This is a genomic window from Micromonospora sp. NPDC050417 (assembly GCF_044458865.1).
GTDB lineage: Bacteria > Actinomycetota > Actinomycetes > Mycobacteriales > Micromonosporaceae > Micromonospora_G.
On record NZ_JBITIH010000023.1, the window covers coordinates 48,618 to 74,926 of the forward strand.

At 69.4% G+C, this 26,309-nt stretch carries 24 protein-coding genes; 12 read left to right on the forward strand and 12 right to left on the reverse strand.

What is annotated here, in order from left to right; translation table 11 throughout:
- Positions 1 to 63: 63 nt before the first annotated feature.
- Complete coding sequence (locus tag ACIBF5_RS26265) at positions 64 to 1,443, forward strand: glycine--tRNA ligase (protein ID WP_396815538.1); 1,380 nt, start codon at positions 64 to 66, stop codon at positions 1,441 to 1,443.
- A gap of 61 nt (positions 1,444 to 1,504) precedes the next feature.
- Here the strand turns inward: ACIBF5_RS26265 and ACIBF5_RS26270 are convergent, their stop codons facing one another.
- Positions 1,505 to 2,599: a type IV toxin-antitoxin system AbiEi family antitoxin domain-containing protein gene (locus tag ACIBF5_RS26270; RefSeq protein WP_396815539.1), complete on the reverse strand. Its 1,095-nt coding sequence runs from the start codon at positions 2,597 to 2,599 to the stop codon at positions 1,505 to 1,507.
- 290 nt (positions 2,600 to 2,889) lie between these two features.
- Here ACIBF5_RS26270 and dusB point away from each other — a divergent pair, with 290 nt between their 5' ends.
- Complete coding sequence (gene dusB / locus ACIBF5_RS26275) at positions 2,890 to 4,044, forward strand: tRNA dihydrouridine synthase DusB (RefSeq protein WP_396815540.1); 1,155 nt, start codon at positions 2,890 to 2,892, stop codon at positions 4,042 to 4,044.
- Here dusB and ACIBF5_RS26280 read toward each other — a convergent pair.
- Entirely contained in the window at positions 3,963 to 5,741 is a 1,779-nt protein-coding gene (locus ACIBF5_RS26280) for a beta-N-acetylhexosaminidase (RefSeq protein ID WP_396815541.1), read from the reverse strand. The two genes, dusB and ACIBF5_RS26280, sit on opposite strands and share 82 nt — an antisense overlap.
- Positions 5,742 to 6,035: 294 nt before the next feature.
- Here ACIBF5_RS26280 and ppdK point away from each other — a divergent pair, with 294 nt between their 5' ends.
- On the forward strand, positions 6,036 to 8,750 hold the full coding sequence (gene ppdK, locus ACIBF5_RS26285) for a pyruvate, phosphate dikinase (RefSeq protein ID WP_396815542.1): 2,715 nt from the start codon (positions 6,036 to 6,038) through the stop codon (positions 8,748 to 8,750).
- A gap of 43 nt (positions 8,751 to 8,793) precedes the next feature.
- Here ppdK and ACIBF5_RS26290 read toward each other — a convergent pair whose 3' ends face one another.
- A complete protein-coding gene (locus ACIBF5_RS26290; RefSeq protein ID WP_396815543.1) occupies positions 8,794 to 9,297 on the reverse strand; it encodes a roadblock/LC7 domain-containing protein in 504 nt (167 codons plus the stop codon).
- A gap of 427 nt (positions 9,298 to 9,724) precedes the next feature.
- Between ACIBF5_RS26290 and ACIBF5_RS26295 the strand changes: the two genes are divergently transcribed.
- The gene (locus ACIBF5_RS26295) at positions 9,725 to 10,087 is read left to right on the forward strand and encodes a VOC family protein (RefSeq protein WP_396815544.1); all 363 of its coding nucleotides are present in this window, start codon (positions 9,725 to 9,727) and stop codon (positions 10,085 to 10,087) included.
- A 47-nt stretch (positions 10,088 to 10,134) separates the two neighbouring features.
- Complete coding sequence (locus tag ACIBF5_RS26300; RefSeq protein WP_396815545.1) at positions 10,135 to 11,361, forward strand: deoxyguanosinetriphosphate triphosphohydrolase; 1,227 nt, start codon at positions 10,135 to 10,137, stop codon at positions 11,359 to 11,361.
- Between the two features lie 52 nt (positions 11,362 to 11,413).
- Here ACIBF5_RS26300 and ACIBF5_RS26305 read toward each other — a convergent pair whose 3' ends face one another.
- Positions 11,414 to 12,007 (reverse strand): NADAR family protein, encoded by a 594-nt coding sequence (locus ACIBF5_RS26305; RefSeq protein WP_396815546.1) that lies wholly within the window; start codon positions 12,005 to 12,007, stop codon positions 11,414 to 11,416.
- Positions 12,008 to 12,090: 83 nt separating this feature from the next.
- On the opposite strand from ACIBF5_RS26305, the gene ACIBF5_RS26310 reads away from it, so the two are divergent.
- A complete protein-coding gene (locus tag ACIBF5_RS26310; RefSeq protein ID WP_396815547.1) occupies positions 12,091 to 13,131 on the forward strand; it encodes an alpha/beta hydrolase-fold protein in 1,041 nt (346 codons plus the stop codon).
- A gap of 73 nt (positions 13,132 to 13,204) precedes the next feature.
- Positions 13,205 to 14,044 (forward strand): siderophore-interacting protein, encoded by an 840-nt coding sequence (locus ACIBF5_RS26315; protein WP_396815548.1) that lies wholly within the window; start codon positions 13,205 to 13,207, stop codon positions 14,042 to 14,044.
- Between the two features lie 48 nt (positions 14,045 to 14,092).
- Here ACIBF5_RS26315 and ACIBF5_RS26320 read toward each other — a convergent pair whose 3' ends face one another.
- Together ACIBF5_RS26320 and ACIBF5_RS26325 are read right to left on the reverse strand one after the other, a co-directional pair.
- Positions 14,093 to 15,316 (reverse strand): low temperature requirement protein A, encoded by a 1,224-nt coding sequence (locus ACIBF5_RS26320; protein ID WP_396815549.1) that lies wholly within the window; start codon positions 15,314 to 15,316, stop codon positions 14,093 to 14,095.
- Between the two features lie 15 nt (positions 15,317 to 15,331).
- Positions 15,332 to 16,219, reverse strand: coding sequence for an NAD-dependent epimerase/dehydratase family protein (locus ACIBF5_RS26325; RefSeq protein ID WP_396815550.1), 888 nt, complete (start codon positions 16,217 to 16,219; stop codon positions 15,332 to 15,334).
- 166 nt (positions 16,220 to 16,385) lie between these two features.
- On the opposite strand from ACIBF5_RS26325, the gene dnaG reads away from it, so the two are divergent.
- Together dnaG and ACIBF5_RS26335 are read left to right on the forward strand one after the other, a co-directional pair.
- Positions 16,386 to 18,263, forward strand: coding sequence for a DNA primase (gene dnaG / locus ACIBF5_RS26330; RefSeq protein ID WP_396815551.1), 1,878 nt, complete (start codon positions 16,386 to 16,388; stop codon positions 18,261 to 18,263).
- A 1-nt stretch (position 18,264) separates the two neighbouring features.
- Positions 18,265 to 18,801, forward strand: coding sequence for a hypothetical protein (locus ACIBF5_RS26335; protein WP_396815552.1), 537 nt, complete (start codon positions 18,265 to 18,267; stop codon positions 18,799 to 18,801).
- Between the two features lie 95 nt (positions 18,802 to 18,896).
- On the opposite strand, the gene ACIBF5_RS26340 is transcribed toward ACIBF5_RS26335, so the two are convergent.
- Positions 18,897 to 19,946 carry a sugar phosphate isomerase/epimerase family protein gene (locus ACIBF5_RS26340; protein ID WP_396815553.1) on the reverse strand — a complete coding sequence of 350 codons (1,050 nt, stop codon included), beginning with the start codon at positions 19,944 to 19,946 and terminating at the stop codon, positions 18,897 to 18,899.
- Between the two features lie 303 nt (positions 19,947 to 20,249).
- Between ACIBF5_RS26340 and ACIBF5_RS26345 the strand changes: the two genes are divergently transcribed.
- Positions 20,250 to 21,182 carry an ABC transporter ATP-binding protein gene (locus ACIBF5_RS26345; RefSeq protein WP_396815554.1) on the forward strand — a complete coding sequence of 311 codons (933 nt, stop codon included), beginning with the start codon at positions 20,250 to 20,252 and terminating at the stop codon, positions 21,180 to 21,182.
- A 112-nt stretch (positions 21,183 to 21,294) separates the two neighbouring features.
- Here ACIBF5_RS26345 and ACIBF5_RS26350 read toward each other — a convergent pair whose 3' ends face one another.
- Both ACIBF5_RS26350 and ACIBF5_RS26355 read right to left on the reverse strand, forming a co-directional pair.
- Positions 21,295 to 21,633 carry a winged helix-turn-helix transcriptional regulator gene (locus tag ACIBF5_RS26350; RefSeq protein ID WP_396815555.1) on the reverse strand — a complete coding sequence of 113 codons (339 nt, stop codon included), beginning with the start codon at positions 21,631 to 21,633 and terminating at the stop codon, positions 21,295 to 21,297.
- A 362-nt stretch (positions 21,634 to 21,995) separates the two neighbouring features.
- The gene (locus ACIBF5_RS26355; RefSeq protein ID WP_396815556.1) at positions 21,996 to 22,160 is read right to left on the reverse strand and encodes a hypothetical protein; all 165 of its coding nucleotides are present in this window, start codon (positions 22,158 to 22,160) and stop codon (positions 21,996 to 21,998) included.
- Positions 22,161 to 22,390: 230 nt separating this feature from the next.
- Between ACIBF5_RS26355 and ACIBF5_RS26360 the strand changes: the two genes are divergently transcribed.
- Together ACIBF5_RS26360 and ACIBF5_RS26365 are read left to right on the forward strand one after the other, a co-directional pair.
- Complete coding sequence (locus ACIBF5_RS26360) at positions 22,391 to 23,146, forward strand: helix-turn-helix transcriptional regulator (RefSeq protein WP_396815602.1); 756 nt, start codon at positions 22,391 to 22,393, stop codon at positions 23,144 to 23,146.
- On the forward strand, positions 23,137 to 23,325 hold the full coding sequence (locus tag ACIBF5_RS26365) for a DUF397 domain-containing protein (RefSeq protein WP_396815557.1): 189 nt from the start codon (positions 23,137 to 23,139) through the stop codon (positions 23,323 to 23,325). The genes ACIBF5_RS26360 and ACIBF5_RS26365 overlap by 10 nt, the downstream gene beginning before the upstream one ends.
- A gap of 71 nt (positions 23,326 to 23,396) precedes the next feature.
- Here ACIBF5_RS26365 and ACIBF5_RS26370 read toward each other — a convergent pair whose 3' ends face one another.
- The 3 genes from ACIBF5_RS26370 to ACIBF5_RS26380 form a co-directional block, all read right to left on the reverse strand.
- Positions 23,397 to 24,380 (reverse strand): AraC family transcriptional regulator, encoded by a 984-nt coding sequence (locus ACIBF5_RS26370; RefSeq protein WP_396815558.1) that lies wholly within the window; start codon positions 24,378 to 24,380, stop codon positions 23,397 to 23,399.
- 12 nt (positions 24,381 to 24,392) lie between these two features.
- Positions 24,393 to 25,379 (reverse strand): AraC family transcriptional regulator, encoded by a 987-nt coding sequence (locus ACIBF5_RS26375; protein WP_396815559.1) that lies wholly within the window; start codon positions 25,377 to 25,379, stop codon positions 24,393 to 24,395.
- Between the two features lie 196 nt (positions 25,380 to 25,575).
- Positions 25,576 to 26,286, reverse strand: coding sequence for a GAF and ANTAR domain-containing protein (locus ACIBF5_RS26380; RefSeq protein ID WP_396815560.1), 711 nt, complete (start codon positions 26,284 to 26,286; stop codon positions 25,576 to 25,578).
- Positions 26,287 to 26,309: the final 23 nt, after the last annotated feature.

Genomic DNA, 26,309 nt, shown 5'->3' on the forward strand with positions numbered 1-26,309 from the left:
TCCGGACCGTCCCCGCCGACACCCTGTCCCCGCCGACCGCCAGTCGGCGTAGGAGGAGAACCAATGCCTGCCGACCGTATCGATGCCGTGGTCAGTCTCGCCAAGCGTCGAGGCTTCGTCTTCCCCTCCAGCGAGATCTACGGAGGAACCCGGTCGGCCTGGGACTACGGCCCGCTCGGCGTCGAGCTGAAGGAGAACGTCCGCCGTCAGTGGTGGCGCACGATGGTGCAGCAGCGCGACGACATCGTCGGGCTCGACTCCGCCGTCATCCTCGCCCGCGACGTCTGGGGCGCCTCCGGGCACCTGGATGCGTTCGTCGACCCGCTGACCGAGTGCCAGTCCTGTCACAAGCGGTTCCGTGCCGACCACCTCGAAGAGGCGTTCGAGGCCCGGCAGGGCCGGCCGCCGACCTCCCTTGCGGAGATCAACTGCTCGAACTGTGGCAACAAGGGCACCTTCACCGAGCCGCGCATGTTCAACGGCCTGATGAAGACCTACCTGGGTCCGGTGGAGAGCGACGAGGGCATGCACTACCTGCGCCCGGAGACCGCCCAGGGGATCTTCGTCAACTTCGCCAACGTGATGACGTCGGCGCGGAAGAAGCCGCCGTTCGGCATCGCCCAGGTCGGCAAGTCGTTCCGCAACGAGATCACCCCGGGCAACTTCATCTTCCGTACCCGCGAGTTCGAGCAGATGGAGATGGAGTTCTTCGTCGAGCCGGGCTCGGACGAGCAGTGGCACGACTACTGGCTGCGTGAGCGCTGGAACTGGTACATCGACCTCGGCCTCAGCGAGGCGAACCTGCGGCTGTTCGAGCACCCGAAGGAGAAGCTCTCCCACTACTCCAAGCGGACCGTGGACATCGAGTACAAGTTCATGTTCGGCGGCACCGAGTTCTCCGAGTTGGAGGGGATCGCCAACCGGACCGACTTCGACCTCACCACGCACAGCAAGCACTCCGGCGTCGACCTCTCCTACTTCGACCAGGAGAAGGGCGAGCGCTGGATGCCGTACGTCATCGAGCCGGCCGCCGGCCTGACCCGCGCGGTGCTGGCGTTCCTGCTGGAGGCGTACGACGAGGACGAGGCGCCGAACACCAAGGGCGGCGTCGACAAGCGAACCGTACTGCGCTTCGATCCCCGGCTCTCCCCGGTGAAGGTGGCCGTCCTGCCGTTGTCGCGTAACCCGGAGCTGTCGCCGAAGGCGCGGGACCTGAGCGCCGCACTGCGCAAGCGTTGGGTGGTCGAGTTCGACGACTCGCAGGCGATCGGCCGCCGCTACCGCCGGCAGGACGAGATCGGCACCCCGTTCTGCGTGACGGTCGACTTCGACACCCTGAACGACAATGCGGTCACCGTACGCAACCGCGACACCATGCTCCAGGAGCGCGTCTCCCTCGACCAGGTGGAGAACTACCTCATCGAGCGCCTCCCCGGCTGCTGAGATGTAAGGAAGGGCCCCTTCTTATCGTTTTCTGTATAGGAAGGGGCCCTTCCTAACGCGCCTATTCGGGTGAGTGCGCTTGCTCGGGTAGGAGGAGCACCGAGCACGGGGGGCGGGAGCCCTGACGCGAACGGTAGGCGTCCTCGACCGTGCGGCGTACCAGATCCGGGTCTTGTCTGATCTGAGCCGGCGTGAAGTGCAACACCAGCGCGCCGTGCCGCCCCAGTTCGTTGTTTCTCCGCAGGGTGTTGGCCCAACCGGTGGGCGTGAAGTGAAACTCCCGGGAGTCGACCTCGAGGGCGATCGCGGCGTCGTCGATCCAGCCGTCCGGACTGGGGAGCCGGGCACCGGACCGGTCACCGAGCCGAGGGTTCCACCGGATCTCGGGCAGCACCTCGCTGCCCGCCAGGCACTCCCGGAGTTCGGCCTCCGGTGCTGACCGCACGCCGTCGACGACCTCGGCGAAGGCCCGCCGGACGAGCGCGGTACGGCTGCGGCGGGCACGTCGGATCTCCCCGTCGAGCGCCGGCAGGTCGGTGAAGTCGCGCTGGATCGCCTCCGCGAGGATGGTCCGGACGGTACGGAGATCGCGCATGTCCCGGGCCGCGTCGACGACCGCTCGGGCCGGCGAACAGACCCGGTACAGCCCGGCATCACGAGCACGGCTGTCGAGTGTCAGAGCACGTGCGACGTTCACGTACCCGGCCGACTTCCTGCGGCTGTGGTGCGGCACGATCAACTGCACCCGGTCACTCGTGGGTACGTAGCGGAAGCCGTACCAGTGCAGGGCCGCCACCGCGGTGATCTGCCCGTCCCGTCCGGTGTAGAGCGCCGCCGCGATTCGCCGTTGCTCATCCGTCAACACACCCGTGACCAAGGAGTACGTCCCCGGCAGTGGGCGTTGCCAGCGTCCTTGCCGGACGCGTCGGTAGATCTGCATGTCACTCACCCCGGCACTCAGCAGTTGGGCCCGGGACACGATCTGTTGCTGCCGAGCGGCCGTTGTCTCCAGATCCTGAACGGGGCCCCTCTGCGCCGTACCGTCGGTCTCGCTCGTCGCCCCGGTCCCGGTCGTCCCGACGGGTCCGGTTTCGTTCTTGTTCTCGGTCGTCCATGGCTCGGCGCTCAGCGGCCGGATTGTCGGGACGCTTGTCATCGGTGGTCGGATTGTCGGGACAGTCGGCGTGGCAGGCACGGACGCCGGTTCGCGGCGCACGGCCGGTTCGAGGTCGGTTGCTCCGGTCATCCGTGCAGCCTGGGACACCGTGCCCCGCGCCCACCTCCTTCCGCCTCCGATCTGTGGACAACCGAACCACCTGTGGAAATCGCCCAGCGGGACGGAAAGTGTGTTACGGGGGGGCGGTTAACAGGGGGCCCTTCCTCTACCAAAAGCGATAACAAGGGGCCCTTCCTTACGCCGGAGGCGGTAGGTGGGATGCTCGGGGGATGACGTCGTCCGCTGCTGCCCGGGCTGTGCCGGGTTCGCTGGCCCTCGGCGGGCACCAGGTGTGGCCGCCGGTGGTGCTCGCGCCGATGGCCGGCATCACCAATGTCGCGTTTCGCCAGCTCTGTCGGGAACAGGGTGGCGGGCTCTACGTCTGCGAGATGGTCACTACGCGGGCGTTGGTGGAGCGGAATCCCCGGACCATGCGCATGATCGCGTTCGGTGGTGACGAGCGTCCGCGCAGTCTCCAGCTCTACGGGGTTGATCCGGAGACGACGGCGGCGGCGGTGCGGATGGTGGTCGAGGAGGACCTGGCCGACCATATCGACCTCAACTTCGGTTGTCCGGTGCCGAAGGTCACCCGCAAGGGTGGCGGTGCGGCGTTGCCGTGGCGGCGCCGGCTCTTCGCCCGGCTGGTCCGGGCGGCGGTGGCCGCGGCGGCACCGGCCGGGGTGCCGGTCACGGTGAAGATGCGCAAGGGCATCGACGACGACCATCTGACGTACGTCGAGGCCGGTCTTGCCGCGCAGGAGGCCGGGGTGGCGGCGGTGGCGCTGCACGCGCGTACGGCCGAGCAGCGTTATTCGGGCAGCGCCGACTGGGACGCGATCGCCACCCTGAAGCAGGCGCTGGACGTGCCGGTGCTGGGCAACGGGGACATCTGGGAGGCGGATGACGCGCTCCGCATGTTGGAGCGGACCGGCGCTGACGGGGTGGTGGTCGGTCGGGGTTGCCTGGGGCGGCCGTGGCTCTTCGCCGACCTGGCGGCGGCTTTCGCGGGCCGGTCCGACCGGGTGTTGCCGGACCTGGGGCAGGTGGCGGGGACGATGCGCCGGCACGCCGAGCTGCTGGCCGAGTGGTTGGGCAGTGAGCGGGACGGCTGCACCGACTTCCGTAAGCATGTGGCGTGGTATTTGAAGGGTTTCCCGGTCGGCGGTGAGCTGCGCCGGGCGCTGGCGATGATCAACAGTTTGGCCGAGTTGGACGACCTGCTCGGCAAGCTCGACCCGGTGGAGCCGTTCCCGACCCAGACGCTCGGTCAGCCGCGTGGTCGGACGAACTCGCCGGGCAAGGTCTACCTGCCGGATGGTTGGTTGTCGGACCGGGACAGCGACGTCGTACCGGCGGGTGCCGAGATGGACGACTCCGGCGGCTGAGTGCCCTCGTCGGCGCTCGGGTCGACGGTGCCGATCTCGCGGCGCGGTGCCGGGATGGCGGGTGCGCTGCCGGTCGCGGTCGGCCAGGGGACATCGGGGGAGGGGTGGTAGGTGATCCCGGCGGTGTCCCACCGTGGGCTGTGTGCGGCGAGCCGGAGCCGGAACGACTCCCAGTCCCGGGCCGAACCGTCGGACCAGCCCAGTTCGGCGACGGCGACCAGACGGGGGAAGGTCATGTACTCGATTTCCGCCACGGTACGGATCGTCTCCGTCCACAGTGGTGCCTCGACCCCGAGGACCGCCTCCTCGGGCACCCCGTCCAGGTACGTCCCGGGGTCCCAGTCGTACGCGGTACGTACCTCGATCAGGCCGGCCCAGTCCTGCCCGAGCGTGGTCGACTCGGTGTACTTCATGTCCAGGTAGGTGCGGTTGCCCGGGGACATGATCACTCGTGCGCCCTGGGCGACGGCCGCCGTCACCTTGTCGTCGGCGGTGCTGGTGCCCCAGTACTGGAGCACCCGGCCGGGGACGTGCTCGGCCGGGGCGAGCTGGTGCCAGCCGACGACCGTACGGCCGGTGTCGGCGACGATTCGCTGCACCCGGTTCATCACGGTGGCGTAGTCGGCCGGGTTGAGCTTGAATGCCTCGTCCCCACCGATGTGCAGGTACGCGCCCGGGGTGAGTGCGGCGAGTTCGCCGAGGACGTCGGTGACGAAGTCGTACGTGCGCTCGTTGTCGACCGCGAGGTAGCTGAACCCGACCTCGGTGCCGGTGTACGCCGCTGGCGCGACCCCGTCCGGCGCGATCTCCGGGTAGGCGTGCAGTGCGGCGTTGGTGTGCCCGGGGAGGTCGATCTCCGGCACCACGGTGATGTGCCGGGTGGCGGCGTACTCGACGATGGTCCGGTAGTCGGCCTGGGTGTAGTAACCGCCGACCCCGCCGTCAACCTCGGTGGCGCCGCCGATCTCGGCCAGCTTCGGCCAGGAGTCGATGGCGATCCGCCAGCCCTGGTCGTCGGTGAGGTGCAGGTGCAGGTGGTTGAGCTTGTACCGGGCGAGCTGGTCGACCAGTCGGAGTACGTCGGGGACCTCGAAGAAGTGGCGGGAGACGTCGAGCATGGCGCCCCGGTAGGCGAATCGGGGCGTGTCGACGATCTCTCCGCCCGGCACCTCCCAGGGGCCGGGCTGGACGGTGCTGTTCTCGATCGCCGCCGGCAGCAGTTGTCGCAGCGTCTGTACGCCGTGGAAGAGCCCGGCCCGGTCCCGGGCCCGGATCACGATGCCGTCGCCGGTCACGTTGAGCCGGTACCCGCCCTCGTGCTCGGCGTCCCTGGTTGCCGCCGTCCCGCTCGCCGCTGTTTCGGTGGTCGGGTCGAGGAGCAGGGTGATCGCGTCGGCCGGTGGGACGGTGTTGTCGTCGGTGAGGATCACCGGCAGCGGGTGGCCGGTGGCCGGGCGCAGCAGCGTGGCCAGGTAGTCGGCGACCGTACCGGCGGCCGGGTCGGCACCGGTCCGGATGACCGTGTCGGCGGTGAGGCGGTAGCGCACACCGGGCGCGGGTCGTACGCGCGTCGGCGCGGGCAGCACCCCGGTCAGCCGGGTGTCCGTCGCCGGGACGGCCGCCCCGCCCGGTTCGGGCGTACGGGGTGCCGGTGGCGCGGGGCGGGCGGGGGCGTGCTCCTGTGGGCTACTGCTCATCGTCGGTTCAGCTTCCTCGGGGGCGGGACCGGGGTGGGGTGCCGTTCGGTGCCGTACCCAGGTTACCGCCGGCCTGGTGCGTGCTCATGCGCGTGGAAGCGCTCCCGCACACCGGTGCGAACACGGACAGGGACGACGCCTGTGCCGATTGTCACCCATTACTGACTGGTCGCCCTACGCTGGCTTAACCTTCGCGGACCAATGGCCATTGGTTCTTCTCGGTACGGAATTCCGTACTCGGGGTAAGCAGACCAACTCAACCCTTCGTTCAGCGTCGTACGTGGGAGGCTTCTGGTGGCATCGAGGGACACGGCAAGCGTCGGACACAAATGGGTGTACGACTTCACCGAGGGCAACAGGGAACTCAAGGACCTGCTCGGCGGCAAGGGCGCCAACCTGGCGGAGATGACCAACCTCGGCCTACCGGTGCCGCCCGGATTCACCATCACCACCGAGGCGTGCCAGGCATACCTGGCCAGCGGGACCGCCCCCGCCGAACTCGCCGAGCAGATCACCGCGCACCTGGCGTCGCTGGAGCGGGCGATGGGTAAGCGACTCGGCGACCCGGCCGACCCGCTGCTGGTCTCGGTTCGCTCCGGGGCGAAGTTCTCCATGCCGGGCATGATGGAGACGGTCCTCAACGTCGGGCTCAACGACGCCAGCGTGACCGGGCTCGCCGCCCAGGCCGGCGGGAACGAGCGGTTCGCCTGGGACTCGTACCGGCGGTTGATCCAGATGTTCGGCAAGACGGTCTGCGAGGTGCCGGGCGAGGAGTTCGAACACGCGCTCGACGAGGTGAAGCGGGCCAAGGGCACCACCGACGACCTGGATCTCGACGCGGCGGACCTGCGGGCGCTGGTCGACACGTACAAGACGATCTTCCGTAAGCACACCGGCCGGGACTTCCCGCAGAACCCGCGCGAGCAGCTCGACCTGGCGATCTTCGCGGTCTTCGGCTCGTGGAACGCCGAGCGTGCGGTCCTCTACCGCCGCCAGGAGCGGATTCCGGCCGACCTCGGCACCGCGGTCAACGTGGTCGCGATGGTCTTCGGCAACCTCGGGCCGGACTCCGGCACCGGGGTCGCGTTCACCCGCGACCCGGCCAGCGGCGCCCAGGGCATCTACGGCGACTACCTGGCCAACGCCCAGGGGGAGGACGTGGTCGCCGGCATCCGCAGCACCGTCCCGCTCCAGGAGCTGGAGAAGCTCGACCCCCGCTCGTACGGCGAACTGCTCGGCATCATGGCCCGACTGGAGGAGCACTACCTCGACCTCTGCGACATCGAGTTCACCATCGAACGGGGCAAGCTCTGGATGCTCCAGACCCGGGTCGGCAAGCGCACCGCGGCGGCGGCGTTCGTGATCGCCGGCCAGCTCGTCGACGAGGGACTGATCGACCTGGACGAGGCGCTGCACCGGGTGAACGGCGCCCAGCTCGCCCAGCTCATGTTCCCCCGGTTCCGGCTGGAGCACGACGTCGCGCCGCTCGCCGCCGGAATCGGCGCCTCGCCCGGCGCCGCGGTCGGCAAGGTGGTCTTCTCCGCCGGGCGGGCGGTCGAGCTGGCCGGCGAGGGCGAGTCGGTCATCCTGGTCCGGCGGGAGACCAGCCCGGACGACCTGCCCGGCATGATCGCCGCCCAGGGCATCCTCACCTCCCGGGGCGGCAAGACCAGCCACGCGGCGGTGGTGGCGCGGGGGATGGGCAAAACGTGTGTCTGCGGCGCGGACGCGCTCGACGTGAACGTACGGTCGCGTCAGTTCACCGTGGACGGCCAGACCGTACGGGAAGGCGAGGTCGTCTCGATCGACGGAACCACCGGCCGGATCTACCGGGGCGAGGTGCCGGTCTCCCCGTCCGAGGTGGTGCGCTACTTCGAGGGCAGCCTCGATCCGAGCGAGTCGGACGACCCGCTGGTGCAGGCCGTACACCGGATCATGGCCCACGCCGACGAGCGGCGCCGGCTGCGGGTACGGACCAACGCCGACACCGGCGAGGACGCGGCCCGAGCCCGGCGGTTCGGTGCCGAGGGGATCGGGCTGTGCCGCACCGAGCACATGTTCCTCGGGGACCGGCGGGAGCTGGTCGAGCGGTTGATCCTGGCCCGTACCGACGCCGACCGGCAGGAGGCGCTCGCGGCGCTGCTGCCGTTGCAGCGCGACGACTTCGTGGAGATCTTCCGCGAGATGGACGGGCAGCCGGTGACCGTACGCCTGATCGACCCGCCGCTGCACGAGTTCCTGCCGCCGTTGGAGGAGTTGGCGGTGAACGTGGCGGTGGCTCAGGAGCGCGGCCAGGACGCGGCCAAGGAGGAGGCGCTGCTCGCGGCGGTACGCCGGATGCACGAGCAGAACCCGATGCTCGGGCTGCGCGGGGTCCGGCTCGGCCTGGTCATCCCCGGGCTCTTCGCGATGCAGGTGCGGGCGATCGTGGAGGCGGCGGTGGCCTGTGCCCGCGACGGCAGGGTGGCCCGTCCGGAGATCATGGTGCCGCTGGTCGGCGCGGTGCAGGAGCTGGAGACGGTCCGGACCGAGGCCGAGAAGATCATTACCGAGGTGGTCGGCGACAGCGGTGTCGAGGTGCTGGTCGGCACCATGATCGAGGTGCCCCGGGCGGCGCTGACCGCCGGCCAGATCGCCGAGGCGGCGGAGTTCTTCTCCTTCGGCACCAACGACCTGACCCAGATGGGCTGGGGCTTCTCCCGCGACGACGTGGAGGGCGCGTTCTTCTGGCGTTACCTGGAGCTGGGCATCTTCGGCATCTCCCCGTTCGAGTCGATCGACCGGGACGGGGTGGGGCGGTTGGTCCGGATCGCCACCGAGGAGGGCCGGGCCGCGCGACCGGGCCTCAAGCTCGGAGTCTGCGGCGAGCACGGCGGTGACCCGGAGTCGGTCCACTTCTTCCACGAGGTCGGGCTCGACTACGTCTCCTGCTCACCGTTCCGGGTGCCGGTCGCCCGGCTGGAGGCGGGCCGCGCGGCCATCACGACGACCGGCTCGGACAGCCGCTGACCCGTTGACACCCCACCGGGGACTGCGCGGTGCGCGTACGCGCTCAGCGCAGCCCCGGTGGGCGTAGGCCCCCGGTCTCGGCCCAGAGGTCGGCCGGGAGCGTGGCCATCGGGGTGCGTACGTCGAGCGGAGCGTGCGGGTCGGGGACCGCGACGGCGGCCACCGACGCCGCGACCCGGAGCGAGTCGACCATGGTGCCGAGCCGGTGCGCGGAGGCCCGCGCCTCGGGGTGGATCCGTTCCACGTCGCTGTCCGGATAGGTCACCAGGGTCAGTAGCCCGTACGCGCCAGCCGGGTAGGTGATCACACAGCCGCCGGCGCTGCGTACCACCGACTCGTGCAGTGGGCCGTGGCCGGCCGACTGGGCGAACCGGTGTCCCAGGCCGAGGGTGGCGGCGGCGAGCGCGGCGAGGTGGTGCGGGTCGGCGTCGGTGAGGTCAGCGGCGACCAGCAGGCCGTCCACTCCGCCGAGCACCGCGCCCGACAGATCGGGGAGCCGGCGGCGCAGCCGGTACAGTTCGGCCCGGATGGCGGCGTCAGCGTCCACGGGAGACTCTCCTTAACTGTGCTGACGGAGGGAACTGTCCTGCGGGGAGGTCCGGACCGCCGGGTGTCCAGGGCGTGCGCTGGTCGATGGCCCTGGGGTCCCCGTCGGTTCGACGCCGGCCGGCAACGTGGATGGTCGCGTGGGCTCTGCGGGTGGGACATCGGGCTGGTCAGACTCTGCCGACCGGGCCGGTTATCGCCGCCGGCTGGTGACCTTCTGTTTACGGCACGCTACACCTGGCGAATGCCTTATGTGATCCCGTGACGGTCGGCAATTGGACAGCAACTCCAACCTGATCGGTGGTTGCGAGGGATCACCAAACAAATGCGAAAAGTGTCAGCCGGTCGAAGATGCGCCACTCCGGTCAGGCGGGCGTAACCTGGGCGTCACTCAAGTTTCGTCACCTGATCCGACGGAGGTGTCTGCCATGGGCAGTCTCTGGGCAAACCTGGTGGTCGACGCCCAGGACCCGGCGCGCCTCGCCCGCTGGTGGGCCGAGGCACTCGGCTACCGGATCACCTACGAGAAGCCCGAAGAGGTGGAGATCAGTCGATCCGCCGACGAACTGCCCAGCATCCTCTTCGTGCCGGTGCCCGAGGGTAAGGAGACAAAGAACCGGCTCCACATCGACCTTCGCCCCGGCGACCAGGAGGCCGAAGTGGAGCGGCTGGTCAACATGGGGGCGCGCCACGTCGACGTGGGACAGCGCCAGACCGACACGTGGATCGTGCTCGCCGATCCCGAGGGAAACGAGTTCTGCGTACTCCAGGCCGCGACGGCCCCCTCCTGAGCAGGCCGGGCGCCGACACCGGCCGAACCGGGTGACAGGATGGAACGGTGAACCACGACGGCGACACCGAGCGTCTGGTCGGCGAGCCACGCAAGGAGACCGGTCACGGGCGGAGCCCGTACCAGCGGGACCGTGCCCGGGTGCTGCACTCGGCCGCCTTCCGTCGGTTGGCGGCCAAGACCCAGGTGCACACCGCCGGCACCGACGACTTCCTCCGTACGCGGCTGACCCATTCCCTTGAGGTCGCGCAGATCGCCCGGGAGATGGGACAACGGCTCGGCGCCGACCCGGACGTCGTCGACGTCGCCGGGCTCGCGCACGACCTCGGCCACCCGCCGTTCGGGCACAACGGCGAGGAGGTGCTCGACAGCCTCGCCCAGTCCTGCGGCGGCTTCGAGGGCAACGCGCAGACGCTGCGCGTACTCTCCCGCCTGGAGGCCAAGGTGCTGCGGCCCGACGGCGCCTCCGCGGGCCTCAACCTGACCCGGGCGTCGCTCGACGCGGCCGGAAAATATCCCTGGCACCGGGAACCCGGCCGACGCAAGTTCGGCGTCTACGCCGACGACACCGAGGTCTTCACCTGGCTGCGCCAGGGTGCTCCGGAACGGGCGCAGTGCCTGGAGGCACAGGTGATGGACTGGGCCGACGACGTGGCCTACTCGGTGCACGACGTCGAGGACGGGGTCTACCGGGGACACCTGCGGCTACCGGACCTCTCCGACGACGGCGACGACCAGGCCGCGCTCTGCGCCGACGTCGCCGGGACCTACTCCACCGAATCCGCCGACGCCCTCGCCCCGGTGCTGCTCGGCCTCCTCACCGACCCACTGCTCGCCCCGCTCGCCGGCTACGACGGCAGTCACCGGGCCCAGGTCGCGCTGAAGAGCACCACCAGTGCGCTGACCGGCCGGTTCGTCGCCGCCGCCGTCGACGCCACCCGGGAGCGGTACGGACCCGATCCGCTGCGCCGGTACGCCGCCGACCTGGTCGTACCCCGGTTGGTCCGGGCCCAGTGCGCGCTGCTCAAGGGAATGGCGCTGCGGTACGTGATGCGCCGCCCCGGCGCCGACCGTTGGTACGCCCGCCAGCGCGAGGTGATCACCGAACTGGTGCACGCACTGACCGTACGGGCGCCGGGCGCGCTCGACCCGGTCTTCTCCCCGCTGTGGCGAGCGGCCGGCACCGACGCCGCCCGGCTGCGCGTGGTGATCGACCAGGTTGCCTCCCTCACCGACCCCGCCGCCGTCGCCTGGCACCACCGCCTCGCCACCTGAGGTGTAAGGAAGGGCCCCCTGTTATCGCTTTCGGTAGAAGAAGGGCCCCTTCCTAACCGTTGGCGGTGGGGATGGTGGGTTCGCGGAGGGAGGCGCGGGCGTCCATGAGGGCGAAGCCGAGCAGGTTGAGGCCGCGCCACCGCTCCGGCTCGGCCACGTCGGGGTCGGTGCCGGCCAGGCCGACACCCCAGATCCGGTCCACCGGGCTCGCCTCCACCAACACCCGGTCACCGGTGCCGAGCAGGAACTCGCACAGCGCCGGGTCTTGGCCGAACTTCGCCACACTCGCGGCGACCACGATGTCGTACCGGTGCTTCTCCCAGGTTCGCTGGTCGAAGCCGGCGACCTGACGGCCCAGCGTCTGGGCCCGGTGCGGATGACCGGCGGCGAGGATCCGCTCGGCGGTCCCCGCGTCGCCGAAGAGTGTCGCCTTGCGCCACATCATGTAGTGCTCCGCGGTGGCGAACACGAGACCATCCACAGTGAACGGCGACGGCGCCCACTGGCTCAGGCAGCCGGCGTCGACCACCCCGTCCGAACGGTGCTTCCAGAAGAAGACGAACTTCAGCCGTACGCCGTCGGCGAGGGCGCGGCTGAGCTGGGCGACGTCGCGGGGGTGGGTCTGCGGGGATGGTGTCGACGACATGCGGGCGAGTATGCCCGGCAACCGCCCCGACGCCGAGGCGATTTTGTCGCCTGCGGGGCGAGGCGGAGGTGGGTCGGACGTGGTTGACTCGCGGGATGCTGCCGTGGAACTCCGAGCTGGCCGGCCGGCTCGACCGCCATGTCATCTCCTCCGAGCTGCTGCGGGACAACCCGTTGGGTGACCCGCACGAGCGACCGCTCTGGGTCTACCTGCCACCGGGGTACGACGACGACCCGGCCGTGCGGCACCCGACGGTCTACCAGATCCAGGGGTACACCGGGCACCTGTCGATGTGGGAGAACCGGATGCCGTACCGGCAGCCGTTCATCGAGACCGCGGACCAGGTTTTCGCCTCGGGTCAGGCGCCCGGCTGCGTCGTGGTGTACGTCGACGCGTGGACGACGTACGGCGGATCGCAGTTCGTCGACTCGCCGGGCACCGGCGCCTACCACTCGTACCTCTGCGACGAGGTGGTGCCCTGGGTCGATGCCCGTTACCGGACCATCGCCGACCGGGAGTCGCGGGCGATCGCGGGCAAGTCGTCGGGCGGGTTCGGCGCGATGATCACTCCGATGCTTCGACCGGACCTGTTCGGGGCGTTGGCCACCCACGCGGGGGACAACCTGTACGAGTTGTGCTACCTGCCGGAGTTCGGCAATGCGGTCCGTTACCTGCGCGACTACGACCAGGACATCTTCCGTTGGTGGGCGGACTTCCAGACCCGGCCCTCGTTCACCAAACCGGCCGACCAGACCCTGCTGATGCTGCTCGGCTGCACCGCCTGCTTCTCCGCCGCCCCGGACGGTACGCCGGAGTTGCCGTTCGACCCGCGTACCGGGGTGCTGCGTCCGGAGGTGTGGCAGCGCTGGCTGGACTGGGACCCGGTCCGGATGGTCGAGCGTTACCGGGAGGCGGTGACCTCGCTGCGGGCGGTCTGGATTGACGCGGGGTCCCGGGACGAGTGGTTCCTCGACCTCGGCGCGGAGGCGTACCGGGCCGAACTCGCCCGGGTGGGTGTGCCGGACGACCGGATTCACTTCGAGCTTTTCGACGCCGGGCACGGTGGGATCGACTACCGCTACCCGTTGGCGCTCGGCTGGCTCGCGCACCGTCTGGCCCGCTGAGGAGGCGGTGTGACCCGGGTCGCGATCGGGGCCTCGGAAACCACGGGAGCGGGTGTTAGGTTAACCTAACCTCATGACGGATCGTCAGGCGCGTGCCCGGGTCACCCACGCCACTGTACGACGGACCGAGCAGCTCACCCCGCACATGATCCGGGTGGTGCTTGGTGGGAGCGAGCTGGCCGGTCTCGACATCGGCGCCTGCACCGACCACTACGTCAAGCTGATCTTCCCTCGGTCGGGCGTCGACTATCCGGTGCCGTTCGACCTGGAGGCGATCCGCCGCGACCTGCCGCAGGAGCAGTGGCCTAGGTTGCGTTCCTACACCATCCGCGCCTGGGATCCGGTGGAGTTGGAGCTGAGCATCGACTTCGTCCACCACGGCGACGAAGGGCTTGCCGGACCGTGGGCGGCCCAGGCCCGTCCGGGCGACCCGGTGATGTTCTGCGGCCCGGGTGGCGGCTACGCGCCGAACCAGGACGCCGACTGGCACCTCCTGGTCGGCGACGAGAGCGCGTTGCCGGCCATCGGCGCCGCCCTGGAGCGGTTGCCGGTCGACGCGACCGCGCGGGTCTTCGTCGAGGTCGCCGGCCCGGACGAGGAACAGAAGCTGGTCACCGAGGCCGACGCGGAGATCGTTTGGCTGCACCGCAACGGCAGCGCGGTCGGCGAGAGTCTGGTCGCCGCGGTCCGGGAGGCAGAGCTTCCCACCGGTAGGCCGCACGCGTTCGTACACGGCGAGGCGGCGTTCGTCCGGGAACTGCGGCACCTGCTCCGGGTCGAGCGCGGACTCGGTCGGGATCAGCTCTCCATCTCCGGCTACTGGCGGGCCGGCACCGACGACGAGGGCTGGCGCGCGGCCAAGGCCGACTGGAACCGCCGGATCGAGGAGCAGGAAGCCCGCGAACTCGCCTGACCTCTGCCTCCTGGCGGGACGGCTCCCGGCGGATTCGGGCACCGCCGGTCAGGGCCCGGTGGTACGGATACCGCCGAGTCTGGCGATGTGCCGGCTGACCAGGACCGCGTACCCGACCACCGTGGCGGCGGTCAGGGAGATCAGGGTCAGCGGATCGCCTATCAGGAGTGGGATCAGCGTCATCGGGACGAGGCCGATGACCGCCACCAGCAGGCGGTAGCGGGTCACATAGCCCAGGGAGACCCACTGCAGACCGAGTCCGCAGAGGATCCAGGTGTCGAGTGCCAGGACGAGCAGCACGCGGAGCCGGTGCGGCAGCTCTGTCGCGTGGTCGTTCACCTGTCCGACGATCTCGCCGAGTGCCCAGCCGAGCAGCAGCAGGGCGGCGCCGAGGATCGAGTGCACGTACGAGTAGGCGAGTCCCGCCCTCAGTCGGGGCAGGGCCATCCCGGTGGTGACGAAGGTGGTGTAGACCCACCACACGGCGGCCGGGATGATCAACGCGATCCCGGCCGTCATGACCACCTCGGCCGGGGGGCGGGGGGTGATCACGTCGCGTAGGTCGGTGAGCGTGGTGCCGAGCAGGATGATGGTGAACTGGCCGATCCGTTCGGGCAGGTGTGTGGCGTCGACCGGGACCCGTGCCTCCCAGGCGTGGCCGAGCCACGGGGTGAGGAACTCGACCGCGAGGCCGATGGCCCAGAGCACCGGGCGCAGGTGTACGGGCGCCGCCAGGGAGACGATCCAGAAGAGCACCCCGACCCCGAAACCGGTCAGGTAGATGGTGGTGAGCCGGTGGGTGACCGGGGTGGTGTGGCGTACCCGCAGGTAGAGCAGGAGCAGCGTGAGGCGTACGACGATGTAGCCGATCGGGAGCAGCAGGGTGTGGGGTGGGCTCGCCGCGCCCACCGCCATCGCCCCCGCGCCCACCATGGTGACCAGTACGGCGAGCCGGTGGTAGACGTCGTCCGGATCGAAGCGGGTGTCGTAGAACGCCTGGCCGACCCAGGCGAGCCAGACCACGGCGTAGAGGCCGAAGGTGGCGACGAGGTCGCCGAAGTGTGGGGTCGGGGTGTCCAGCCGGTTCTGCACGGTGGCCAGGGCGAGGGCGAACACCAGGTCGAAGAAGAGCTCCAGCCAGGTGGCGTGCCGTTCGTCCTGGTCCACGGGCAGTTCGGACTCGCGCAGCCGCAGTCGCGGTCGGGACAGGCCGGTCCGGCCGACCCCACCGACCCGGCCGCGCCGGTCGGTTGCCGGGTGCCACCAGGTCACGTCGTGGGGGTCCGGTCAGGCTCGGCGGGCGTACGAACCGGTGGCGATCTCGTCGAGCAGTGACGGGCCGATCGGCTTCCAGCCGAGGTCCCGGCGTCCCCGCTCGCCGCTGGTCTGCTGGTCCAGCCGGAAGGCGCCTTCGAGCGGGCCGAGCCGCCGTCGGGTCTCCTCGGCCGGTTCCGGGGCGATCCGGCCACCGAGTCCGAGGGTGTGGCTGGCGGCGGTGGCGATTTCGCGCATGGTCGGGTTTTCCCCGCTGGCCGCGATGTAGTAGGAGCCGGGGGCGGCGCGCATCAGCGCGGCGGAGTAGAAGGTGGCCAGGTCGTCGATGTGGAGGCTGGTCCAGTGCTGGTCGCCGCTGCCGGGGAAGAGCAGGGCCGGCTCGGGGTCGGTGACCTGCGGGCCGTCGATGATCATGCGGACGATGCCGGAACCATGGCCGTAGACGACGGCGGGGGAGACGATGATGTTGCGGATGCCCGAGGCGGCCCGTACCCGCTCGACGATTCCTGGCCGCCAGGCGGTGAGTTCCGGCGGTTCGAACGGAGAGTCCTCGTCGAGAACCCCGTTGCCGTGCACCCAGATTCCGGCGCTGTGGATGTAGGGCTTGCCGCTGCCCTCGATGCCCGCGAGGACGCCGGTGACCACCGCGTCGTCCAACGCGGCGGTGACCTGTCCACCGGGGGCGAACAGGTGGATCACCCCGTCGGCGTCCCGGGCGGCGTTGCTGAGCAGGGTGCTGTCGGTGACGTCGCCGCGTATCGCGGAGGCACCGGCGGCGGTGATGACGGCGAGTGCGTCGTCGCTGCCGGCGATCGCGGTGACCTGGTGCCCGTCGAGGAGCAGGGCGGGCAGCACCGCGGAGCCGAGGTAGCCGGTCGCACCGGCAAGCAGGATGCGCATGTTATGACGATGCCATGCGTTTGATCCCTCGTTAGGTGGTCCGGGCGATTCAACGGACCGGCCGCTCTCCCGCAGCCCCCGGTCCACCGGCACGGGGGAGAGTCGCCACCCGGAGCCGGTCGGATCGGCGCGACAGGGCAGGATGTACGCCTGAGGGGGTGGCACCATGGCTGGGCGGATCCGGGACGAGGACATCACACTGGTCCGTGAGCGCACCTCGATCGCCGACGTGATCTCCGAGACGGTCACCCTGAAGTCCGCCGGGGGCGGGAACCTCAAGGGGCTCTGCCCGTTCCACGACGAGAAGACGCCCTCGTTCACCGTGTCGCCCGCGCGGAACGTCTACTTCTGCCACGGCTGCGGAGCGGGCGGCGACGCGATCAAGTTCCTGATGGACGCCGAGCACCTGTCGTTCCTGGAGTCGGTCGAGCGGCTCGCCGGCCGGGCCGGCATCCAGTTGCGCTACATCGAGGCCGGTCCGGCCCCGGTACGTCAGCAGCAGGGCCAGAAGCAGCGACTGGTCGCCGCACACGCCGCCGCGGTCGAGTTCTACGCCGGGCAGCTCGGCACCGCCGGTGCCCGCCCGGCCCGGGAGTTCCTGGCCCAGCGTGGCTTTGACCGGGCCGCCGCCGAGCGGTACGGCTGCGGGTTCGCCCCGGACGGCTGGGACCTGCTCACCAAGCACCTACGGCAGCGTGGCTTCACCGGCCAGGAGCTGGTCACCGCCGGGCTGGCCCGGGAGGCCCGGTCCGGTTCGTTGATCGACCGGTTCCGGCGCCGGCTGCTCTGGCCGATCAAGGAACTGACCGGGGACGTGATCGGCTTCGGTGCGCGCAAGCTTTTCGACGACGACGACGGCCCGAAGTACCTGAACACCCCCGAGACGCCGATCTACAAGAAGTCGCACGTGCTCTACGGCATCGACCAGGCCAAGCGGGAGATCGCCAAGCAGGGGCGGGCGGTGATCGTCGAGGGTTACACCGACGTGATGGCCTGCCACCTGGCGGGCGTACCGACGGCGGTGGCGACCTGTGGCACGGCCTTCGGCGCGGACCACATCGGCGTACTGCGCCGGCTGTTGCTCGACACCGACGCGGTGGCCGGCGAGATCATCTTCACGTTCGACGGGGACGCGGCCGGGCAGAAGGCGGCGCTGCGCGCGTTCGAGGACGACCAGCGGTTCGTCGGGCGTACCTTCATCGCGGTCAGCCCGGACAACATGGACCCGTGCGACCTGCGCCTGGCAAAGGGCGACATGGCCGTACGTGATCTGGTCGCCCGCCGTGAGCCGCTGGTCGACTTCGCGTTGCGGCACGTGCTGAACCGCTTCGACCTGGACACCGTCGACGGCCGGGTGGAGGCGATGCGTCAGGCGGCGCCGCTGGTGGCGAAGCTCAAGGACCGGGAGAAACGTCCGGAGTACGTGCGTAAGCTCGCCGGTGACCTCGGCATGGAGATCGAGCCGGTGCAGCGGGCGGTACTCGCCGCCGGAAACGCCCCGACCAAGCCGACCCCCGGCGGTACGGCCGCCGTCCCGGCCCGCCCGGTGGCTCCGGCCGCGCCCGCTGTCGACAATCCGCAGACGATGGTGGAGCGGGAGGCGTTGAAGCTCGCGATCCAGGAGCCCGTGCTGGCCGGACCGATGTTCGACGCGCTCGGTCCGGAGGTCTACCTGCACCCGGTGCACCTGGCCGTCCGGGAGGCGATCGCCGAGGCGGGTGGTGCGGCGAGCGCGGCGAGTGGCGCGGTCTGGATCGAGCAGGTCCGGGACGCCTGCGCCGACCTGGGGGGCAGGGCGCTCGTCGGCGAGTTGGCGGTGGAGCCGCTGCGGATCGACGGTGAGCCGGACCCGCGCTATGTCTCGATCACGCTCGCCCGGCTGGAGTGGGGCGCGGTCACCACCCGGATCCGGGATCTGAAGTCGAAGGTGCAGCGGGTCAACCCGGTCGCCAACAAGGACGAGTATTTCGCGCTCTTCGGTGAGCTGCTCTCGTTGGAGCAGCACGCACGGGCGTTGCGCGAGCAGGCCGCTGGGGGTTTCTGAGATGGGACTGTTCAACCGGAAGCCGAAGCTGGCGGCGGAGAAGCGTCCGCCGTTGGAGCGGGACGAGCGGATGCTCTCCTGGGCGGCCACGGCCAACGGCGACGGGGTCGTGGTGGTCAGCAACCGGGGGCTCTGGCTGCCCGGTCGGGCGCACCGGCTGGGTTGGCACGAGATCAACAAGGCGGTCTGGTCCGGGCGGGAACTCGCGGTCACGCCGGCCGAGACGGTGGTCGAGCGCGACGGATACCTGGTCGTGGCGGATCTGCCGGTGGAGACGTACCTGTTGTTGGAGCCGGGGGATGTGCCGCACCAGGTGCGCGCCCGGGTGACCAGCTCGGTGTCGTACACCGCGCATGCCAAGCTGCCGGCGGGCGGCGCGGTACGCGTGGTCGCGCGCCGGGTCAGCGGGGTTGACGGCCTGCGCTGGACGGTCCGCTACGACCCGGGTACAGCGGCTGACGACCCCGCCGTGGTGGAGCAGACGGACGCGTTGGTCGAGGGTGCGCGCGGCACCGGAGATCTGTCGGCGCCGGCCTGAGTCGAAGATGGTGAGGGTGGCGCCGGGCGACGGTTACCGGCCCACCGGCCGGGGAGTTGCCTCCCCGGCCGACGGACGCGGCCGTGACGGAGGGCCTAGAACCGGGCCGCCTTCATGTTGATCACGCTGCGCTCGGTGGCGCCCCAGACGCCGCCCTGCTCGGGCGGGGTCGAGCCGGCGTTGTCGTGCTCCCAGATGTAGTGGTGCGCGTCCAGGGACTTCAGGCTGGCGAAGAAGTCCTCGAACGGCACGTAGCCGCCGGGTACGCCGTATTCGGTCATGGTGAGGCTGGTGCCCGCGGTGTTGAGCACGCCGTCCTTGACGTGGAAGAGCGGGAACCGCTCCTGCTTCTTGCTGATGGTCTTGATCGGGTCGAAGTTCTTGCGCCGGGTGGCGCCGGACTCGTCCACGTACGTCTTGAACCGCACCTGGGCCTGGTACGCCCAGTAGATGTCCATTTCGAAGTAGACCAGCTCCGGGTCGGTGAGGCCGAAGAAGTATTCCAGGCCGCGCTGTCCCGTGGAGCGGGTCGGCCGGCCGTTCGCGTCCAGCGGTCCGGTGTCGAGCAGGAAGTTGTACTCCCCGTCGTGGTTGTGCTGGTAGAACTTCAGCCCACGGGCCTTGGCCGCGCCGCCGACCGCGTTGTAGGCGTCGGCGGCGACCCGCCAGTCCGTCTTGTAGCGGCTGCCGGTCGGCGCGTTCGCGGTGCCGACGTATTTCATGCCGAGCATCTGGGCGATGTCGAGCTGGCGGGTCAGGTCGGTCTGGAACGAGCCGAAGCCGACGTGCGAGCCGACCGCCTTGAGGCCGTTGTCGTCGAGGAGCTTGCGGATGGCGAGGATGTCGGCGTCGGTCGGGTTGGTCCCGTAACCGGCGAACTCGATCTCCTTGAAGCCGAGTTGGGCGAGCTTCGGCAGCTTGTCGGCGAAGGGCGCCGGGTCGCTACGGACGGAGTAGAGCTGGATGCCGATCTTGCCGACCGGCAGCCGGTGACCCTGGCTGTCGCGTACCTCGCCGCCGTCGGCGGCCTGAGCCATGCCGGTGAACGGGCCGGCGACGGTGATGGCGCTGGCCGCCGCGCAGGCGGAGAGACCGAGGAATCCTCGGCGGCTCCACGGGCCGGTGGTGGTGTCGGGTGAGCCCATGTTGACGTCCCTTTCAGCTCTCGGTGGGCAGGTGTGGTGCTGGCGTGCGCCGATTCGCCGAAGTGCGGAGCCGACCCGGGGCTCTGTGCCAAGAGAGCCGGGACCCTGTGCCAAGAGGGTCGGGATTCCAGGCGGGTCGATCTCCTGTTGCGGACCGTACCCGCCGTCAAGGTCAAAAAGAAAGGGTCATCTGACGGGAAACTTTCTCTGCGCAGGTGACGAAGGTGCGCTCATGAAAATGAATATCGTAACCTCCCGGAAACTCGCTGGGAGGTGTCGTACCGGGCGGCTAGGGTCGTCGCCGTGGCCACGGAACAACCTCTCATCCAAGCTCGCGGACTGGTCAAACGGTTCGGTGATTTCACCGCCGTCGATGGGATCGACGTCGAGGTGCGGCCCGGGGAGGCGTTCGGTTTCCTCGGCCCCAACGGCGCCGGCAAGAGTTCGACCATGCGTATGGTCGGCTGCGTCTCCCCGCCCACCGGCGGTGAGCTGCGCATCCTCGGCATGGACCCGCTCCGTGACGGGCCGGCGATCAGGGCCCGGCTCGGCGTCTGTCCACAGACGGACAATCTCGACCCCGAGCTGACCGTACGGGAGAACCTCACCACGTACGCCCGCTACTTCGGCATCCCGCGCCGGGTCGCCCGCGACCGCGCCACGGAACTGCTCGACTTCGTGCAGCTCGCCGAGCGGGCCAACAGCAAGGTCGAGCCGCTCTCCGGCGGCATGAAGCGCCGGCTCACCATCGCCCGCGCGCTGGTCAACGAGCCGGAGATCGTGCTGCTCGACGAGCCGACCACCGGGCTCGACCCGCAGGCCCGGCACCTGGTCTGGGAACGGCTGTTCCGGCTCAAGCAGCAGGGCGTGACGCTGGTGCTGACCACCCATTACATGGACGAGGCCGAGCAGCTCTGCGACCGCCTGGTGGTGATGGACGGCGGCCGGATCGTCGCCGAGGGTTCGCCGCGCGGGCTGATCGAGCGCTACTCGACCCGTGAGGTGGTGGAGCTGCGTTTCCCGACCGAGTCGCAGGAGGAGTTCGCCGGCAAACTCGACGGCCTCGCCGAGCGGATCGAGATCCTGCCCGACCGCATCCTGCTCTACGTCGACAACGGCGACGCCGCCCTGACCGAGATCCACAACCGGGCCCTCACCCCGGCCAGCTCACTGGCACGCCGCAGCAGCCTGGAGGACGTCTTCCTGCACCTCACCGGCCGCACCCTGATCGACTGAACGTGGTTGCCTGTGGGCGGTGGTGAGGGCGGGCACCGCGCCAGTCAGGCCGGTATCCGTCGATGCCAAAGGTGAACACCCGGGGATTGTGTGGCCACGTACCGCTGGCGGGTCACCGGGGCCCGGCGGGCGGGAGCGGGGCGCGCTGTCCCCACTGTTCGAGGTGGCGCAGCACCGGTTCCAGGCCGCGGCCCCACTCGGTCAGCTCGTAGACCCGGACCCGGTCCGGTGCGCCGAGGTCCTGATAGCCGACGACCTCACCCTCGATCAGTTCGCGTAGCCGCTTGCTCAGCACGTTGGGGCTGATCCCGGGCAGGCCGGCGAGCAGGTCGCTGAACTGCTTCGGGCCGGGCAGCAGGTCGCGTACGACCAGCAGGCCCCAGCGTTCGCCCACGATGTCGAGACTCCGGGCAATGCCGGATGGGTCTCCGTAACTACGACTTGTGCTCACTGCGGCAGGTTACGCCGCCCTTCGTTGTCTCCCGCGTCGGCCGTGCGTGATCCACGCGCGCTGAGCTGTTGTCAGAGCGCCGGTGACAACAGCTCTGCGCGCGTGGATCTTCGTGTCGAGCCTCAGCCGTGTCGTTGACCGGGCGACGAGTCGGTCCAGTCTGAGAAAACGGGCGTCTATCTGTCCCGGTGAGAGATGGGCAACATCGTTGTCGCACGCATTCTTCCTTCGTACGACGATGCCTCGGAAATGATGGCGACGCCGCCACCAGGACGTACATGAAATTCCATGTGGAACATTTCCGCTTCATGTGGCAGTTGGTGCTGGCCGTACGCGAAACACGTCAGCCGAACCCCATCTGCTCATGCCGGGAGGTTGATGGTGCGACGACACCGGTCGTAGATGTGCTGGCCGTAGACGCCGACGGCGACCACCGTCAGCGGTGGCGGGTCGGGGCTCAGTTCGCGCGGCGGCGCGACGGAGATGTCCGGCTTGTCCGAGGTCGGCTCGTCATTCTGCAATTGCATCGTGGCCCCCATGGTGCACGAGGAAATGGAATAAATCCGAACGGTTCCGCGTAGTGACAGCTTGCCCCCAGCCCATTAGTTTGCGAAGAGGTTCGCGGCGCAACCGGCAGAGCAGACGTAGACGGTCCTGTCGTCAGGTGGACCAACAATGATGATCACAACATTGTGGAGGAAGTGTGGCGACCAAACTCGTACCCACGGCGGAACTGATCCGCGCCCAGTTGCGACGGATGCGAAACGCCGCCGGCATGAGCCAGGAGGACTTCGGCAAGCGGATGCACTACTCCGGCTCGCAGGTGTCGACGGTGGAGTTGGGGCAGCGCCCGCTGGACGAGGTCTACCTGGCCCGCGCCGACGATGTCCTCGACACCGGCGGCCTCTTTGTCGCCATGCTGGAACTGGCGAAACGGGACGGCGAGCCGACCTGGTTCCGCCCCTGGCTGGAAGCCGAGCGCAACGCCACCCAACTCCGCTGCTTCCACCCGACGCTGATCCCTGGGCTGCTCCAGACCGAGGACTACGCCCGCGCGGTCATCCGGACCGACGCCCGGCTCACCGAGGAGGAGGTGGAAAAGCTCGTGGCCACCCGGTTGGAGCGGCAGGCCATCCTGGACCGGGAGCACCCGCCGCAGCTCACCGCCGTGATCGACGAGTCGGCCCTGCGTCGTTTCGCCGACGGCTACGAAAAGGTGATGGCGGACCAACTGCTGCACCTCATCGCCAGCGCCGAGCGCCAACACGTCAGCGTTCTCGTCATCCCGGCCAGCGCCGGACTGTATGTCGGGTTGGACGGCCCGCTCGTCCTGGCCCATTCGACCGAGGCCGGCTGGGTCGGCCACCTGGACAACCAGATCGGTGGCGACGTGGCGGACCGGACCGAGGACGTGGAAACCCTGCTAGCGAAGTGGGAGAGTGTGCGTAACGACGCCCTGCCACGCCGGCAGTCGCTCGACCTGATCAAGGAGATCGTGAGGCCATGGATCTGACCGGAGCCCACTGGCGCAAGTCCACCCGCAGCAACTCAAGCGGCGGCGACTGTGTCGAGGTGGCGGACAACCTGCCCGGTCGGGTGTTCGTCCGGGACAGCAAGAACCGCGACGGCGGCACCCTCGTCTTCGGCCCGACCGCCTGGCGCGCGTTTGTCGCCGACGCCGTCCGCCGGTGAACGACACCCCGAGGTAGGCAGCGCCCGTTCCGCCCCGGGGCCGGGCGGGCGTTGCCGTGTCTGGGCACTGCTCAGCCGCGCAGGGTCTGATGGGGTGTCCGGCCGAACTGCCGGCGGTAGGCGACGGCGAATCGGCCGGGGTGGGCGAAGCCCCACCTGCGGGCGATGGAGGCCACGGTGTCGCCCCGGGTGGCATCGGCGCTCTGTAGTTGGCGGTGCGCATGTTCGAGCCTGATGCGCCGCAGGTAGTTGGTCGGGGTCGTGTCGTAATGGCGGGTGAACGCCTGCTGTAGTGCCCGAGGGCCGACCCTGGCAGCGGTGGCGATGTCGGTCAGGGTGATCGGTTCGGCGGCGTGGGCACCGATGTACGCGACAGCTCGCCTCAGCGCGGTCGGCGCGACCTGATCGGAATCCCGTGCGGGTTCGAGCGTCATCGTGGTGTTCGGAAAGGTGCTCAGCGCCGCGATGGCGACCAGGTCCGTCGTCGAAGCCTGGATCAGTGGGTTGGAGAGGGTCGAGCCCTGGGCGACGAGTTCGCGGTGTACGTAGCCGACTGTCGACCGCCAGTATCTCGTCATCGCGGGAGAGACCGGTGTCATCGCTTCGAAGCGCAGGCTGCCGGCGAGACCGCAGCCGGTGCGCTCACCTGCGACACGGTTGAGCACCTCCACCGGCAGTGACAGGACAAACAGGTCCAGCATGTCCCAGCTCACCGTCAGCGGCCAATCAAGGCGGTAGCAAGCAACATCCCCTCGGGACAGACGTATGTTCTCGTGGTCCGTGGACACATCGAGGCATCCAGCGTTGGGGAAAATGAAGATGTGCCGATCCGGTGACTCGGTCACGCAGGATGTGCCGGACGAGTGTCGCACGTGATCGACACTCATCTCGCCGACGAGGTTCCGGGTCGTGGTGAAGGTGAAACCTGCCGTGCTGCCCCGCTGCTGGACCCGATGGCCGAGGTAGACATTGCTGATGTAGTGGTGCGCGGCGTCCGGGTCCGAGGTGGCGAACTCGGTCCGCGTGAGCGGCATGGTGGTGCTGTTGACGCGCATCGGTTCCCTCCGTCACTGGTGCAGGGTGATGTGCGGGGATCTTCCGTAGACACGCCGGTAGGTGGTGGCGAACCGGCCGGGATGGAGGAAGCCCCAGCGGGCCGCGATGGCGGTGACCGTGTCGCCGTTGGCGGGGTCTGCGTTGCTGAGGTCGCGATGGGCGTGGTGGAGGCGGGCGTCACGTAGATAGGCGGTGGGAGTGGTGTCGAGATGTCGTCGGAAGGCGCGCTGGACCGCGCGGCCGGTTGCCCGTGCGGCGGCGGCGATGTCCGGGAGTGCGATGTCAGAGGCGAGATGTGTGTCGATGAAATCGACGGCGCGACGCAGGACGAACGGGGTGGCGTCGGTGCGGTCCTTTGGGGTGCACCGGTCGAGGGAGTCGTTGGGAAAGGCGGTCAGGGCGGCCGAGGCCAGGAAGCGGGTCGCGTTGGCCAGGAGGAGTGGACTGCGGGCGGCCTCGGGGTTGGGAAGGACACTGGTCGCGAGGTAATCCACGGTGTCCATCCACAGCCGGGCAGCGGCCGGGCAAACCGGTGCGTAGCCGATGAGTTGTGTCAGCGGCCCGGCCGGATTCTCACCGAGGACCTCGGCGAGCGTGGCGTAGTCGATCTGGACAACCTGGATGCGGACCGTGTCCCAACGTACCGTGAGAGGTTCGCCGGGCCTCGCCATGAGAAAGACGTCTCCTGGTTCGGCCCTGAGCGTGTGTCCCTTGATGTCGCGCTCGAATCGACCGGCCAGCACCCGCCCGAACAGAAGTTGCTCGGGTGGTTCGTCGACGCACTCGACCGACATCGTGTGGATGGCCGTGGCGATGGAGAACCGCCCTGCGGAGCGGTGCGCGTGGCGGAACCTGAACGCCTCACGTGTTCCACGGAAGCGCACCGCGTTCTCCATGTACTGAGTGCACAGGAAGGCGTGCGCCTCCTCGGGTTTGGTGGTGGCGAAAACAGACTGCGCCGGAAGAGTCGGGTCGGGAGTGCGCCTGGGGATCGTCATGATGGAAACGCTTTCGCGAGCGCGTGTCGACACGCGTCGAAGGACGCATGTCGTTGATGGTGGGTCGCGTAATCGTGGCCGACAGATCTCCGTCTCCGGTCGATCGAGCGGCTGATCCGTCTGATCCGACAGTATCATCACTTGTCCGAAATGCGAAGATCAAGTGGATGGATATGCGTATTGTGGACAACCCGGCCTACTGCGGTGGCTCGACGGGCGCGGCAGCGGTCCACAGCACGGAATCGCGAGAGGACATCAGCTCCCGGGCAACGTCCCTGAGCTTGATGTTGCTTCTCTGCGAGGTGACCGTAAGCCAATGGAACGCCTCCTCGGCGCTGACCCCACACCGCTCCATCAACACCCCCTTGGCCTGCCCGATCAGGTCCCGGGACTCCAGCGCCGTTCGCAACTCCACCTGAATCGTCATCGCGGCAATCGCCACGGCCGCGTGCGCGGCCAGCACACTGCCAATCGCCTCGGCGATCTGTCCGAAGGCGCCTGCGGTCGTGGCGTAGATGCTCAGCACGCCCAACGGCCGACTGGTGACGAAGAGACTCAGCGCGAGCGCCGAACGTACGCCCACCTCGGCGGCGTGTGGTGCGAGCCTGGGCCAGCGAGGGTCGAAGGTGAGATCGCCGCTACGGACGGACTTTCGAGTCGCGGCGTCCAGACAAGGCCCCTCGTGCACCGCGCGCTGCGCCGTGTCCATCCGAAGTGCCAGCACCCCGACGGACGCCTTGGTGGACAGCCCCGAACTGTCGAAGACCGCCACCCCGACGTCATGTGCACCGGGCACCTCCGCGAGCGTCATCGCGGCGACGTGGGCCAGCAGTGCCGCCGGATCGGGCTCCGATGCCAGGCTGCGCGCCCAGGCGGTCATCCGGTTCGCGAGCGAATCCGCTTCCACACCGTAACGATGCCGGCACGGCC

Bases quoted from the DNA above. Each gene is read 5' to 3' on its own strand.
- ACIBF5_RS26265 (WP_396815538.1), top strand. From the start codon at position 64: ATGCCTGCCGACCGTATCGATGCCGTGGTCAGTCTCGCCAAGCGTCGA.
- ACIBF5_RS26270 (WP_396815539.1), bottom strand. From the start codon at position 2,599: ATGACAAGCGTCCCGACAATCCGGCCGCTGAGCGCCGAGCCATGGACG.
- dusB (WP_396815540.1), top strand. From the start codon at position 2,890: ATGACGTCGTCCGCTGCTGCCCGGGCTGTGCCGGGTTCGCTGGCCCTC.
- ACIBF5_RS26280 (WP_396815541.1), bottom strand. From the start codon at position 5,741: ATGAGCAGTAGCCCACAGGAGCACGCCCCCGCCCGCCCCGCGCCACCG.
- ACIBF5_RS26295 (WP_396815544.1), top strand. From the start codon at position 9,725: ATGGGCAGTCTCTGGGCAAACCTGGTGGTCGACGCCCAGGACCCGGCG.
- ACIBF5_RS26305 (WP_396815546.1), bottom strand. From the start codon at position 12,007: ATGTCGTCGACACCATCCCCGCAGACCCACCCCCGCGACGTCGCCCAG.
- ACIBF5_RS26315 (WP_396815548.1), top strand. From the start codon at position 13,205: ATGACGGATCGTCAGGCGCGTGCCCGGGTCACCCACGCCACTGTACGA.
- ACIBF5_RS26325 (WP_396815550.1), bottom strand. From the start codon at position 16,219: ATGCGCATCCTGCTTGCCGGTGCGACCGGCTACCTCGGCTCCGCGGTG.
- dnaG (WP_396815551.1), top strand. From the start codon at position 16,386: ATGGCTGGGCGGATCCGGGACGAGGACATCACACTGGTCCGTGAGCGC.
- ACIBF5_RS26335 (WP_396815552.1), top strand. From the start codon at position 18,265: ATGGGACTGTTCAACCGGAAGCCGAAGCTGGCGGCGGAGAAGCGTCCG.
- ACIBF5_RS26340 (WP_396815553.1), bottom strand. From the start codon at position 19,946: ATGGGCTCACCCGACACCACCACCGGCCCGTGGAGCCGCCGAGGATTC.
- ACIBF5_RS26355 (WP_396815556.1), bottom strand. From the start codon at position 22,160: ATGCAATTGCAGAATGACGAGCCGACCTCGGACAAGCCGGACATCTCC.
- ACIBF5_RS26360 (WP_396815602.1), top strand. From the start codon at position 22,391: ATGCGAAACGCCGCCGGCATGAGCCAGGAGGACTTCGGCAAGCGGATG.
- ACIBF5_RS26365 (WP_396815557.1), top strand. From the start codon at position 23,137: ATGGATCTGACCGGAGCCCACTGGCGCAAGTCCACCCGCAGCAACTCA.
- ACIBF5_RS26370 (WP_396815558.1), bottom strand. From the start codon at position 24,380: ATGCGCGTCAACAGCACCACCATGCCGCTCACGCGGACCGAGTTCGCC.
- ACIBF5_RS26375 (WP_396815559.1), bottom strand. From the start codon at position 25,379: ATGACGATCCCCAGGCGCACTCCCGACCCGACTCTTCCGGCGCAGTCT.